The following is a 14,446-nucleotide window of genomic DNA, read 5'->3' as shown; positions in this document are numbered from 1 at the left end:
AGGCATACAATCTACAACAGTTGGATCTTAAACTGTTGCTTATACGCTGATGGTACAGGTAGCGCGAGTGTCTTTTTATTTAATTGAAGCATCAATTCATTGTCTTGGGCGTCTTTCAGATACAGATTGTCATCATAGCCCATTTTTGCTTCGCTCGCCTCTAGTCGTACAAATGGGATGTAATGATCATCTTTAAGGTAGCTGATTTCATATTGGTTCTCTTTATTTTGTACCATCCAGAATGGTTTTCTAGCCGAACCACCCATGCTCACTGAAGGTGAAAAATCAGCATAACTCAATTTGACATCATAGTCTGGATATTGAGATTCGAAATATTCTTTCACGGCATCTCTTTCATCCCTATCTTTACGAGCTATTGTTTTGAGTACCTTGAAATTGCCATCCATAATAAGGATGTTGTCTAAGATATTGATACAAGCGATGTTAAATGTGGCATCGTAATAGAAGTGCCAGGGCTTTAATTCCGGATTCCAGCTTCGCTGTTCGACCAGATATACATTGGAGTCATCCGTTTTACCTTCTTTAGGACTTTTTGTCAAATTATAAAAGTCAAATAAAGAATTAGGGCTATTATTTCCAAATAGTTTTTCGTCGTCTACTTCTATTTTCGCTACCACCGGCATACTACGTTCATTTTTGAAAATATAAACATAGGTCACATTTTTAGGTGGTTTGCTAATTTCAGGAGGAGAAATGACAGGAACTTTTGATTTAGTAGCGGTTTTGGCTTTTGGCTTGGGAGCAGGGGGGTATACTAACTCCTGACTGACAGCATACAAATAGTCTTTGTTGATCATATACACATCCTGAAAAGCCTGCTTCTGCAATACTTTCGGTACAGGTAGTTTTTCTCCAGTTTTTTGGCTCCAAAGAAAGTACTGCCCCTGATTTTCTACGTTAGCAAAGTATTGATTTTCCAGAAAAATACTATTCCCGTCAAACTCGTCAAAAACATCTTTTTTTCCAGTCTCTAGGTGTACCAGAACTTGCTTTTCACTTTTATTTTTGAATAATGCATAGTCTTTAATCTGATCACTATGGGAGATGAAGCTACCCTCTATAAGTTCAGTTCCATCCAAACTTGTCAGACCGAAATTAGCATTGTATTTGTAAATAAAATACTTCTGCTGGGAAAATAGAAAAGAAGGAAGGATAAAAAGGATAACAGTTAAAATTTGGCGTGTTTTAGCGTGCATATATATAGATTTTGAGATATTCTGCAAAATTTGTGCCTTAAAATTATCTGTTTTTAGTTTCAGTATTTCTATCGGCGCCATAATGGTTGACCAAAATTATAGCGTAATGTAAAAGCCTGTTGATTGTCCACCTGTCCTTTTGAAATGTGAAAGGATGCTACCAATTTACCTTCAATGGCAGCTGTTTTAAAGGGACTCCAACTAAAATCTAGTCGGTCGTACTTATCCCGATGATAAAAAGAATCGCCATTAGGTAGGTTTTGTGCTTCACCAATGTATATTGTATTGGTCACAGCAAATTTCTTATAACCTATATGCTGAGTCGAAATAAATCCCCTGGCAGTACGCATTTCATATTCTGTACGCACTCGGTCAAAGCCGATTACTGCTCCAGCATCTACAGTAAGCGAATCAAATAATGTTTTATGGCTGAAATCCAAACCCAATTTTGCTGTGATAACAGCATTGTCTTGAATATGTTCCTCAAGGGCATCATTGCTGGTCAGTGCGTTATGATAGAGTAGTCCAGCGTGATCTATATAAAACAAACCGGCTCGATATATCCCTAATATACCGGCGGTGAACTGTTCACGATGGTTATAACTCTGTTTACTCAGCCAATCAATAAAAATACGTTGTTTAAATCCTCCTTTACTGTATTGGAAATACATTCCTTCTATATTTGGACGATCATACATCAAAGTGTCTGCCAGTACCACACGGGGCATATCTTTCAATCGTTCATATCTTGGTATAAAACCGATGGCAAAATCAATGTTAGGTGATGTATAATTGTAATAAGCAATAGGGTTGAAGCGTTGTTTGTTTTCTGGATGTTTCCCAAAATCTTGGTTGTAATGGACACCACCATATACGACATGACGATCGTCTAGCTTAAAATAAAGCTGTGGAGATATTATCGTACCAAAAATAGTTTTGGGTTGCGTATAGATTGCACCGAATTCCCTATTGTCGGCATATCCAAAGAAATCCAATTTGAATCCTACCTCCTGAGCCTTTAATGAAGAACTAACGAATAGAATAAAAGCGATAATAATACGTGTAATACGCGAGAGAAAATATTGCATGGTAGGTTTTTTTGGAATAGAAAAGGCCGTCCACGAAAGACGACCTTTTAATAAGATATATATATCAGATTATACTTCTAATAACAAGCGAGCTGGATCCTCCAATAGTTGTTTAACACGAACTAAGAAACTTACCGATTCGCGACCATCAATAACGCGGTGGTCATATGATAAAGCAATGTACATCATCGGACGAATTACGACTTGACCGTTTTCTGCTATAGGGCGTTGTACAATGTTGTGCATACCTAAAATTGCAGATTGTGGAGCATTGATAATAGGAGTAGACATCATGGATCCGAATACCCCACCATTGGTGATTGTAAATGTACCACCAGTCATTTCCTCAATTGTCAATTTACTGTCTCTAGCCTTGGTAGCAAGATTGATAACTTCCTTCTCTATTTGGTACAAAGACATTGATTCTGCATTTCTGATGACAGGTACAACTAGTCCTTTTGGTGCAGATACAGCGATAGAGATATCTGCGAAGTCTGAATAAACGATTTCGTTTTCCTCAATACGTGCATTTACCGCAGGCCATTCTTTCAAGGCAGTAGTAACCGCTTTTGTAAAGAAAGACATGAAACCAAGGCCTACACCATGTTTTTCTTTAAACATGTCCTTGTATTTCGCTCTTAGATCCATGATAGGCTGCATATTAACCTCGTTAAAGGTAGTCAACATAGCTGTTTCATTCTTAACCGATACCAAACGTTTGGCAATCGTTTTACGGAGGGAGCTCATTTTTTCGCGACGCTCATCACGTGCACCAGCTACGACAGGAGCTGGGGTAGAGGCAGCAGCTGGCTTAGATTCAGCTTTTGGAGCAGCAGGTTTAGCTTGCGCCTTTTCAGCATCTTCTTTTGTGATACGGCCATCTTTTCCTGTACCTTTTATTGTAGAAGGGTCGATTCCTTTTTCTCTTAATATCTTGGCTGCGGCAGGAGACGCAGTACCAGCGGCATACGAATCTGGATTTTCAGAAGCTTCAGAAGCCTGTGCTGCAGGAGCAGAAGTTGCTGCTCGAGCGGCAGGAGTGTCGGCTTTTTTATCGCCAGCAGGAGCATCTCCGTCTTCGATAGTACATACCACTGCACCGATTTCTAATGTATCACCTTCTTGGGCGATAATACGAAGAATACCAGCCTTTTCAGCAGGTAGTTCAAATGTAGCTTTGTCTGATTCCAGTTCGGCAATATTTTCGTCCATTTCGACGTAATCGCCATCTTGTTTTAGCCATTGCGCTAAGGTTACTTCGGTAATCGATTCACCAACCGTAGGGACTTTGATTTCTAAGCTCATATGTGTTCTCTTTAAAACCAACGTTGTATATAGGATATATATACAACGTTTGGCTTTTATAAATGTTTATTCAAATGCTTTATTAATGATTGCTTCTTGTTGAGCGATATGTTGTTTCATATAACCTGTAGCCGGACTTCCGCTTTCTTTTCTTGCGATTACATCTGTAAACTCAATTTCAGATCTACGGAATTTGCGGCAGTAATATGGCCACGCACCCATGTTTTCATTTTCTTCCTGAACCCATATGAACTCCGTAGCTTTATTGTATTTCTTGCGGATCGCTTCCAATTGATCTACAGGTGCCGGGTACAATTGCTCGATACGGACAATAGCCACATCGTTACGCTTATCCGATTGTTGTTTTTCTAACAAGTCGTAATAAACTTTACCTGAACAGAAAAGTACACGTTTTACAGAGGTAGCTTTAACAGCGCTGTCATCAATTACCTCTTGGAAGTTGACCTTTGTAAAGTCTTCGACCTTGGAAACAACTTTTGGGTGACGCAATAAACTCTTCGGTGTAAATACGATCAAGGGTTTGCGGAAGTCGCGAACCAATTGACGACGTAATAAGTGGAAGTAGTTTGCTGGTGTAGTACAGTTGGCGACGATTAAGTTATCGTTTGCACACAGCTCCAAAAATCTTTCAATACGCCCTGAAGAGTGTTCGGGTCCTTGACCTTCCATACCATGAGGCAACATCATAACTAATCCATTGGAGCGTTTCCATTTTGTCTCCGCACTACTTAGGTATTGGTCAACGATGATTTGAGCACCATTATAGAAATCTCCAAATTGAGCTTCCCAGATAGTAAGTGCCTGTGGATTTGCAGAAGCATAACCGTATTCAAAGCCTAGGACACCATATTCCGAAAGCAATGAGTTGTAAATGCTGAATTTGTCACCCCCCTTAACATTTGCTAATGGCACATATTTTTCTTCAGAATCCTCTAAAGTCAATACAGCATGACGATGAGAGAAAGTACCACGTTGTACATCCTGACCGGAAATGCGGACACGCTTACCATCATTTAATAATGTAGCATAAGCCATCAACTCACCCATTGCCCAATCGTATGCATCCTTTTCAATCATTGACGCACGGTCTTCAAACAACTTAGAGATTTTACGGAAGAATTTCTTGTCTTTAGGTAATGTGGTAATCTGTGTCGCTAAATCTTTAAATATTTTTGCCGAAACTTTCGTTTCCACAGGTTGAAATATGTCAGCTTTCTTGGCTGGACGTAAGCCTTTCCAAGCTCCACCAAACATAGGCACTTCTTCTTCTAAACTTTCTATAGCTTTTGAAGCGTCCAACTGAGTCTGTAAATAGTCTTTAAACTCTTTTTCTACTTCTTTGGCATAAGAAGCTTCAATAGATCCTTCGTCTATTAATTTTTTTGCATAAACCTCTTTTGGGTTAGCATGCTTCTCAATAAGTTTGTAAAGTAGTGGTTGTGTAAACTTAGGCTCATCAGCTTCGTTATGTCCGTAGCGACGGTAACACAATAAGTCGATAAAGACATCTGTTTTATATTTTTGACGGTATTCTACGGCAAGATTGATTGCGTATACTACAGCCTCCGCATCGTCACCATTCACATGAAAAACAGGAGATGAAGTGATTTTAGCTACATCTGTACAGTAAGTGCCAGAGCGGGCATCTTTATAGTTTGTCGTGAAACCAACTTGATTATTGATCACAATGTGGATTGTACCACCGGTTTTGTAACCATCTAATTTGGACATTTGAGTGACCTCAAATACAACACCTTGACCTGCAATGGCTGCATCACCATGAATTAAAATAGGAGCTATTTTCGACGAGTCACCATCATATTTCATGTCGATTTTGGAGCGAACCATACCTTCTACGATAGGGTCTACAGTTTCCAGGTGAGAAGGGTTTGGTGCTAAAGATAAATGGATATGTTTTCCTTTATCAGTAGTTATATCCGAAGAATATCCCAAGTGGTATTTTACATCACCTCCAAATTGCAATTCAGGATCTTCTTCCTTGTACATTTTACCTTCGAATTCAGAAAGAATAGTCTTATACGGTTTGCCCATGATATTGGCCAATACGTTAAGACGGCCACGGTGAGCCATACCTATCATAAATTCTTGTATACCTAGGTCTGCACCTTTCTCCATTACAGAGTCTAGTGCCGGAATTAAACTTTCAGCACCTTCTAAAGAGAACCTTTTCTGCCCTAGGAATTTGGTTCCTAGGAAGCTTTCGAAAACAACGGCTCTATTTATTTTTTGTAAAATGCGTTTCTTTTGTTCTGTAGAGTAAGAAGGTGTATTACGATCAGCCTCCATACGGTCTTGCAACCATTTTATTTTTTCCGGGTTACGGATATACTTAAACTCAGCGCCTATAGAACGACAATAAGTATCTTCGATAAGTTGACGGATGTCGCGTAGCTTAGCAGGACCTATCCCGATTTCGATACCAGCATTGAATACTGTATCCATATCTGCTTCAGAAAGGCCAAAGGTCTCCAACTCTTTGCCCGGGTAGTATTTACGACGTTCACGGACAGGGTTCGTATGAGTAAACAAGTGGCCACGGTCTCTATAGCCATGGATCATGTTCAATACATTGATTTCCTTTAACGCATGCTCGGAAACATTTTCAGTATCGATGCTGATACCTTCAGCACCTTGACCGAACTCAAAACCTTCAAAAAATTTTTGCCATCCAAAATCTACCGAATTTGGATCTTGCTTGTACGCTTGATATAACCCATCGATATAGCTCGAATCGGCGTTACTCAAATATGTCAATTTATCCATTTACTTTTGATATAATCAATAAGAATTTGCCAAATTTAGGAATTAAATAGGAGTTTCGAGTATTGAAGTTTAAGTTTTTGTCGTTAAATAGTCTCAATTTTATGGTAATAAACTTAAATGGCTTATTCGGATAAATATCTTTATTAATCTTGCTAAATTACCTGCTTAGAGACATCGCTCTTTATCTTCTCCCAGTCCTCTTTTGTTTTATTGTTTTTTAGACTTGTTCCTTGATTGGCCATGTGGGCCCAGAAGCCATAGATCGTCGCTGGGGCATAGTCTATAAGCTGTTGTTCAAACCAAGCAGCACCAGCAAGCCAGTTCTCATTAAGTTCATAAATAAGATACATTGCTGTTATCTCCCTTTCTTTGCGGGTTAATCTTCCTGTTTCGTTCAGCTTTAACATTAAATTGTTGACCGTTTCATTATCGGTAAGGCCTTTAGTCCATAGTGAAAGATTATTGTTTTCCGAAGGTCCTTGTTCACTTTTGAAATAACAATTAGGGTGTTTTTTTAGCATAAAACGAAAGTAATCCCGCATCATCAAGCTCTCTATAAAGGCATTCATCCCCTTTTTGTTTTTGGAATTGATGTTTTTGCTCAAAAAATGGAAAGTAAATGCAGGAGATAGCACCCCTAAGGCAAGGTAAGGAGATAGGTCTGTATAACTTTCCATATTTACCTCCGTATCTTTGATCAGTCTTGTGAGGGCATCAAAAGCAGCAGATTCACCAAATTGGTTAACAGGTTCTGTTGTGCCTAGTTCAAAAGGGAAATTAGTTTTTTCAAGATGTGGAGGTATACTCACCTTTTCTATATCTGCTATGCATTCCCTTACGAAACTTTCTTTGACGACCTTTTTTCGGAATGTGTTGAAATCATTCGGAATATCTCTGATAGGGAAGGCCAAGTCTTCTTTGTGGTATAAGGTGTGACCGATAAAATGGCGGAGGTTACGTTTTACTTTCCATAACGACTCTTCTACGAGTTCTGAAATGTCTGTTTCACGTTGAGCTACTTCACGGTGGTGATATACTTCGTCGGCATCATATTTTTGTACCAATTGTGGGATAATATCCTCTGGATATCCTTGAAATGTCAACAAGTCACCACCAAGCGATTGCAACTTTTCTTTTAAGGAAAGTACGGTTTGAGCAATGTAATCTGCTCGGGATTCCCCTGTATTTTGAAAACCAAATTTGTTTTCTTGATAATAACGAGGGTCGAAAATATAAACCGGAATAATAAAATCTGCTTTCTGAATAGCATTCTGTAGTACCTCATTGTCTTGGGTACGAAGATCATTCCTAAACCAAACTAAAATAACCTTTTTGCTCATTTACCTACCACGTACTATTATTTAGATTAATTTCAAGTGCTGTAAAGATATTACATTTAAGGTATTGTGCCGTGGGAGATATTGAATATTTACAATATTTAAACAAATCCCTTTTAATAAGTCAAAATATGCTAATTGCAGGCTTCTTTTTAGATAAAAATGAATAAACAGTTACTTTTGCGAAAACAAATTAATGGTAAGTACACTTATTGTAGGTATGAAAGGTAAAATAAGTATAACATGATGAATTTATTGTTGTGTGGGTTGAATTCCTATCTTGGGCGTGCTGCGTTATCCTTTTTGCCCGATGCGGAGCATAACGTCTTTGGCCTAGTTAGAGATGTTGATCTTTTAAAACGAAAGGTGAATACCGATATTAATGCCACAGTTTTTTCGGTAGACCTTATAAAAAAAGGTAAATCCTTTGATGATTTTCATATACAGAGATTGGATTTGTCTATTTATTTTGCGCAGATACCCCATCAAAAGGATCAACTAGGTATACAGTATGAACTTTTGTCACTACGTAATTTTATTTTTCTTTCACAACGCAACGGATGCAGCCGTATCGTATACATAGCGCGAGCTCATGATACGGGGTATCTAAAGGAAGTGGAAGATCTCTTCCTAGAGCTGGGCGTGCAGTATACTATTCTGTTAAAAGATTTGGCTGTTGGTGTAGGTAGTTCATTCGAACGACTTATGGACGAGATGTTGAAAAACAGGTTAATCTACCTTTATTCCAAGTTAGGAAATGTAAAATTTAAGCCAATATTGTTGTCTGATCTTTTTTCTTTTATAAAAAAAGTGAACTGGCAAGAAAGCTTTATCTGCCAGTGGATCGAGTTTGGTGGCGAGCGGGTTATGGATATGAATGAGTTGGTGCGTTGGTATATAACGCGACGCGGGGTTCAGATGGACTATAAGGTTTTTTCTGTGCCGAGTAAAAAGCTTGCAATATGGTTTAATAAATTATTATATGGTATAGATAGCCAGCTGCACGACGATTACCTGTTGGGAACCATGGGAGCCCAGGTTACAGATAATACGCTTTGGCAGGGACAGGTAGATTTCGTAACGATACCGATCGAACGCGGATTATGAAGCAAGAGATCTATCGAAGTTTTTTTAGCAGAAATATTCTGCTATTTTTGCTATTCACTTAAACAAAGATATGGGATACCCTAGTTTAGCGGCTTGCGTCGCCGATTTGGAACAGCATGGACATTTAGTAAGGATAAAGGAAGAAGTTGATCCATATTTGGAAATGGCCGCTATTCATATGCGTGTTTTTGATGCAGAGGGACCTGCATTACTGTTTGAAAATGTAAAGGGATCGGAGTTTCCGGCCGTATCCAATTTGTTTGGTACATTGGATCGCTCGAAGTTTATGTTTCGAGACACCTTGGCCCATATTAAGAAGCTCGTGGATGTGAAGATGGACCCCACAGCTGTGCTGAAAAATCCTTTTCAGTACATTGGTTCTTCTGCGGTGGCTTTGGGAGCTTTACCCTGGAAGAAGAAATCAAATGCCCCCATTAACTATGGTAAGACCCAGATTAGCAAGCTACCACAGATTGTGAACTGGCCTATGGATGGCGGAGCCTTTGTTACTATGCCGCAAGTATATACCGAAGATATTACACAGCCTGGCATTATGAAGGCCAATCTGGGGATGTATCGCATTCAGCTTTCAGGTAATGAATATATTAAAGACCAAGAAATAGGGCTTCATTATCAGTTGCATCGTGGTATTGGTGTGCATCAACAAAAGGCTAATGCACTAGGTAAGCCTTTGAAAGTTAGTATATTTGTCGGCGGTCCACCTTCGCACCCCTTATCGGCAGTAATGCCATTGCCAGAAGGATTGTCCGAAATGATCTTTGCTGGTGCGTTGGGAAATAGAAGGTTTAGATATTTTTATGACAGCGAGGGTTTCTGTATCTCTGCCGACGCTGATTTTGTGATCACTGGTACAGTATACCCTAATGAAAATAAACCTGAAGGTCCCTTTGGAGATCATATTGGTTACTACAGTCTAACACATCCCTTCCCGTTGATGCGTGTACATAATGTATACCATAAAAAAGACCCTATTTGGTCGTTTACCGTGGTAGGGCGGCCACCACAGGAAGATACCAGTTTTGGTGCATTGATCCATGAGATTACAGGGAGTGCTATTCCTAAAGAAATAGCAGGATTAAAAGCCGTTCATGCAGTCGATCCAGCGGGTGTGCATCCCTTGTTATTCGCTATCGGTCGAGAGAGCTATACCCCCTATCAGAAGGTTGATCGTCCTCAAGAGATCTTAACTATTGCCAATCAGATATTAGGTAAAAATCAATTGAGTCTCGCGAAGTATTTGTTTATTACGGCCGATGAGGACAATCCACAGCTCGATATTCATGATATTCCAGGTTATTTAAGCCATCTTCTTGAGCGTATAGACCTGACGCGCGATTTGCACTTTCATACCAATACCACAATAGATACCCTAGATTATTCCGGTGATGGCCTGAATGCAGGTTCTAAGGTGGTGTTTGCAGCGGCAGGGTCCAAGAAACGTACACTAATCACACAGATGCCAGCTAATATGGATCTGCCAAGACCTTTTAATAATGCCAAATTGGCTTTGCCAGGGGTGCTCATTTTGGATGGGGCCGCATTTACGTCTTACGAAGAGGAGCAGGCTATTTTAGCGGCTTGGTGTGAAGCTGCTAAAGAGGTAGATTTCGAAGGTATTCCGATGTTGGTCATCGCAGATGACGCAGGTTTCACGGCTGATAGTGTCAACAACTTTGTGTGGGTTACATTTACTAAGTCCAATCCCGCTTTTGATATCTATGGCATCGATTCATTTACCAAGTTTAAACATTGGGGGTGCAGAGGACCGGTTATTATTGACGCACGTCGTAAGCCGCATCACGCACCAGATCTGATTAAAGATGAAACGGTAGAGCGGCGTATAGATCGATTAGGTGCCCAAGGAGGATCGCTGCATGGGATTATTTAGACTTCTCTCGTTATATCCGTCGAATTGGAGATACCTATGGATTTGAATGTTAAAAAAATTTAAAAAAACAGATCTAATCTTTTTAAAAAGTATCTTAGAACTGAAAATCTAAATAATGAAGGTTTATTGGTTCTATTATAAGCAAATATTTCTCGCAAATTTGGGCATATCTTTTGTGCTCAGTGTAATTCCGTTGAAAATGGAACTGGCGGATATGATGGCTGTAACACCAGTTTTTACGGTAGAATCTACGATCGAAGGAATAAAAAAGCTACCTTTCGTTTTTGCTACAGTTGGTTTCCTTATTGCAGTAGGTATGGATACGTTCTTTAACAAACATACGAACTACTTATATTACAATTTAGGATTTTCGAAAAGAAAGGTTCTTGTAGTTGCCTTTCTGATCAATATTATTGTCACGTTACTCTTATTTCCCCTCCAATGGATATGACTGTAGAACGAGAGCTTTATGCCGATTCCATTGAGTTTTCTTATAACTCTAATTATCAGTTGTTAAGTGGTGTGTACCTTAGTTGTAGGGTGGGGGAGGTCGTTGCGTTACTGGGGAGAAATGGTTGTGGTAAGACTACTTTGATGAAAATTATCTTCGGAGTTTTGCGTGCTAAAAATGCGTACATCAAATTGGACGGTGAGCGGACGGAATCCGTATTCAAGACGAGTAAAGTCTGTTATCTTCCACAGCAACGCTATTTACCCTCATCTATTTCCGTTCGAAATGCGATTAAACTTATGTCTGCAAGTGTCGAAATCATGGAGTTGATCCAGAACGACGAGGTGATAGCAAAAGTTTTGCATCAAAAAGTAGCCGAGCTGTCGGTGGGGGAGCAGCGTTATCTTGAATTGCTGCTGCTCATACATCAGCCAGCGACCTATTACCTATTGGATGAACCTTTCTCAGGGGTATCTCCTTATCTCAAAGAGCGGATACAAGAAGTAATCCTCCAATACAAGCATTGCAAAGGTTTTGTGATTTCAGATCACCATTATAACTCTGTATTGGATATCAGTACGCGGATTTTATTGCTTCAAAATGGAGGTTGTAGATCTATCGAAAATAAAAAAGACCTGGAATATTTTTACGTTCCTGAAGGAACTTTTGATGATTAAAATAGGTGTAGACCGTTTTGTTTAGTAAGTTTGTGTATCATTTTAATCTTACTTATAATCAAGATATGTCATCTCTTTTAATAAAAAATGCACAAGTAGTCAATGAAGGAAAAATTGAATCGCTAGATCTGTTTATAAAAAATGGTCGAATCGAAAAGATAGGTAAGCAAATCGATCTGCATGCCGATCGCGAGATCAATGCCGAAGGGTTACACCTTCTACCTGGTTTGATCGATGATCAAGTGCATTTCCGCGAACCAGGATTGACCTACAAAGCGAATATTTTTACAGAGAGCCGGGCAGCAGTTGCGGGAGGTACTACATCCTTTATGGAGATGCCTAATACAGTACCCAATACCCTTACGCAGCGTTTGTTGCAGGATAAATACGATATCGGACAGGATAGTTCATTAGCGAATTATTCTTTCTTTATGGGAGCAGGCAACGACAATTTGAGTGAGGTGCTGAAAACCAATCCACGTGATGTCTGTGGTATCAAGGTGTTTATGGGCTCTTCTACCGGAAATATGTTAGTCGATAACGAAGTAGCCTTAGAGCAGATTTTTAAAAATGCTCCTACACTTATTGCGACACACTGCGAGGATGAAGCTACGATTAAAGCAAATCTAGCACATTATAAAGAGTTGTATGGCGAGAACGTCACTATTGATATGCATCCTTTGATACGTTCTGAGGAAGCTTGTTATATATCTTCTTCAAAAGCAGTAGCACTCGCTAAAAAGAACGACACCCGACTGCATATATTGCATATTTCTACGGGAAGAGAAACGGCCCTATTTGATAACAATATTCCATTGGAACAAAAACGGGTCACGGCCGAGGCGTGTATACATCACCTTTGGTTTTCAGATGCGGACTACAAGACAAAAGGAAATTATATTAAGTGGAATCCTGCAGTAAAAACTGCTCAGGATAGAGAGCAGATTTTGGCAGCGGTGTTAGATGGTCACATCGATGTGATTGCTACCGACCATGCTCCACATACGGTCGAAGAAAAAGAACAACCGTATTTACAGGCTCCATCCGGAGGACCGTTGGTACAGCATGCTTTACAGGCCCTATTGGATTTGGTGAAGCAAGGCAAGATGACCCTGGAGCAACTGGTACAAAAGACTGCGCACAATACCGCAATATGTTTCGATATCGAGCAGCGTGGCTTTATCCGTGAAGGCTACTGGGCAGATTTAGTTCTAGTCGATTTGAATAAAAGGTACACCGTGACTAAGGCTAACATTCTGTCCAAATGCGGTTGGTCCCCTTATGAAGGACATGTTTTCTCATCCACGATTGTGCATACGATTGTGTCAGGAAACTTAGCTTTCTCAGAAGGTGAAATTATTGAGGTAGGATCTGGACATCGGTTATTGTTTAATAGGTAGAGGAAGTAACCGTGTTATCAAGTTAACTTGATAACACGGTAACAAGTTCACTCGATAACATAAAAAATGGACAAAAGAGATTTTCTAAAACGTGTAGCCATTGGGACAGGGGCAATGTTTTTTTCTAAATTTGCTGGTGCCGATGCTTATATTTCTACAGCCAGGTCCTTGTTGAAAGGAAGAGTCCTTAAAGCAGGAGATACCATTGGGCTTATCGCGCCGGCAGGTGCTGTTGAAGATGAAGAATCAATAACAATGGCCAAAGAAGTATTTACCTACTTTGGTTTTTCGGTCAAAGAAGGAAAAAATATTCGTGCACGTTACGGCAATCTCGCGGGGACAGACGAACAGCGGTTAGAAGATCTGCATAGGATGTTTGCCGATGAGTCGGTGCAGGCTATTGTCTGTATACGGGGGGGAAACGGCGCATCACGACTATTAAGCCGTATAGATTATGATTTGATCGCGCGCAATCCAAAAATATTGTTAGGTTACAGCGATGTAACAGCGTTACTACTGGCATTTTACACTAAAGTAGGACTTGTTTCATTCCATGGCGTGGTAGGTATCAGTACTTGGAGTAATTATGTAGCGCAGTTGTTCAAAGACCAGTTTTTTGACAACAAATTAGCCTGCTTTGAAAATCCTAAGAAATCCGATACACAGATCATACAATATAAAGATCGTATTCAGACCATTACTCCTGGTATTGTAGAAGGAACTATTATCGGTGGTAATCTCACATTGTTAGCAGGGCTGTGTGGTACACCTTATTTACCTGATTTTACAGATAAGATTTTGTTTGTCGAAGAGATTGACGAAAAATCTGACCGATTGGATCGGATGTTTTGCCAACTGATGAATGCTGGAGTTTTGTCCAAGATCAAAGGATTTATATTTGGTAAGTGCACCAATTGTGGGCCATCAGGAGGGTATGGAGCACTTACTGTAGAGCAGATGCTCAATGATTATATTAAACCTCTGGGAATTCCGGCATATTCTGGCGCGATGATTGGTCATATCTCTGATCAGTTCCTTATGCCCATAGGCGTATTAGCTCGTGTAGACGCTAGTGTAGGAAAGATCGAATATTTAGAAAAATCGTTATTATGAAGCTCTTTGCTACACTCTTAACTATCGCTGCAATTAC

Annotated in this window: 11 protein-coding genes; 6 read left to right on the top strand and 5 right to left on the bottom strand. The window is 39.7% G+C overall.

The window, feature by feature from the left end:
• Window positions 1-11: 11 nt before the first annotated feature.
• From B5X76_RS05175 to B5X76_RS05155, 5 genes are all read right to left on the bottom strand, one after another.
• The gene (locus B5X76_RS05175) at window positions 12-1,217 is read right to left on the bottom strand and encodes a hypothetical protein (protein WP_139375212.1); all 1,206 of its coding nucleotides are present in this window, start codon (window positions 1,215-1,217) and stop codon (window positions 12-14) included.
• A 68-nt stretch (window positions 1,218-1,285) separates the two neighbouring features.
• Complete coding sequence (locus B5X76_RS05170; protein WP_079641880.1) at window positions 1,286-2,305, bottom strand: hypothetical protein; 1,020 nt, start codon at window positions 2,303-2,305, stop codon at window positions 1,286-1,288.
• Between the two features lie 69 nt (window positions 2,306-2,374).
• The gene (odhB, locus tag B5X76_RS05165; protein ID WP_079641878.1) at window positions 2,375-3,610 is read right to left on the bottom strand and encodes a 2-oxoglutarate dehydrogenase complex dihydrolipoyllysine-residue succinyltransferase; all 1,236 of its coding nucleotides are present in this window, start codon (window positions 3,608-3,610) and stop codon (window positions 2,375-2,377) included.
• 66 nt (window positions 3,611-3,676) lie between these two features.
• Window positions 3,677-6,415 (bottom strand): 2-oxoglutarate dehydrogenase E1 component, encoded by a 2,739-nt coding sequence (locus tag B5X76_RS05160; protein WP_079641877.1) that lies wholly within the window; start codon window positions 6,413-6,415, stop codon window positions 3,677-3,679.
• A 152-nt stretch (window positions 6,416-6,567) separates the two neighbouring features.
• The gene (locus tag B5X76_RS05155; RefSeq protein WP_079641875.1) at window positions 6,568-7,755 is read right to left on the bottom strand and encodes a deoxyribodipyrimidine photo-lyase; all 1,188 of its coding nucleotides are present in this window, start codon (window positions 7,753-7,755) and stop codon (window positions 6,568-6,570) included.
• Between the two features lie 240 nt (window positions 7,756-7,995).
• Here B5X76_RS05155 and B5X76_RS05150 point away from each other — a divergent pair, with 240 nt between their 5' ends.
• From B5X76_RS05150 to B5X76_RS05125, 6 genes are all read left to right on the top strand, one after another.
• A complete protein-coding gene (locus tag B5X76_RS05150; protein WP_079641874.1) occupies window positions 7,996-8,859 on the top strand; it encodes an SDR family oxidoreductase in 864 nt (287 codons plus the stop codon).
• A gap of 70 nt (window positions 8,860-8,929) precedes the next feature.
• Entirely contained in the window at window positions 8,930-10,768 is a 1,839-nt protein-coding gene (locus tag B5X76_RS05145) for a UbiD family decarboxylase (protein ID WP_079641872.1), read from the top strand.
• Between the two features lie 115 nt (window positions 10,769-10,883).
• Entirely contained in the window at window positions 10,884-11,219 is a 336-nt protein-coding gene (locus B5X76_RS05140; protein WP_079641871.1) for a hypothetical protein, read from the top strand.
• Window positions 11,210-11,896, top strand: a complete 687-nt coding sequence (locus tag B5X76_RS05135) for an ATP-binding cassette domain-containing protein (RefSeq protein ID WP_079641869.1) — start codon at window positions 11,210-11,212, stop codon at window positions 11,894-11,896. The genes B5X76_RS05140 and B5X76_RS05135 overlap by 10 nt, the downstream gene beginning before the upstream one ends.
• A 65-nt stretch (window positions 11,897-11,961) precedes the next feature.
• Window positions 11,962-13,296, top strand: coding sequence for a dihydroorotase (locus tag B5X76_RS05130; protein WP_079641868.1), 1,335 nt, complete (start codon window positions 11,962-11,964; stop codon window positions 13,294-13,296).
• Window positions 13,297-13,362: 66 nt separating this feature from the next.
• Window positions 13,363-14,409, top strand: a complete 1,047-nt coding sequence (locus B5X76_RS05125) for a S66 peptidase family protein (RefSeq protein WP_079641866.1) — start codon at window positions 13,363-13,365, stop codon at window positions 14,407-14,409.
• Window positions 14,410-14,446: the final 37 nt, after the last annotated feature.

This window comes from Sphingobacterium nematocida (assembly GCF_900168125.1).
Taxonomy (GTDB): domain Bacteria; phylum Bacteroidota; class Bacteroidia; order Sphingobacteriales; family Sphingobacteriaceae; genus Sphingobacterium; species Sphingobacterium nematocida.
Note: the sequence above shows the minus strand (reverse complement) of the source record. Positions and strands in the feature narration are given on the sequence as shown.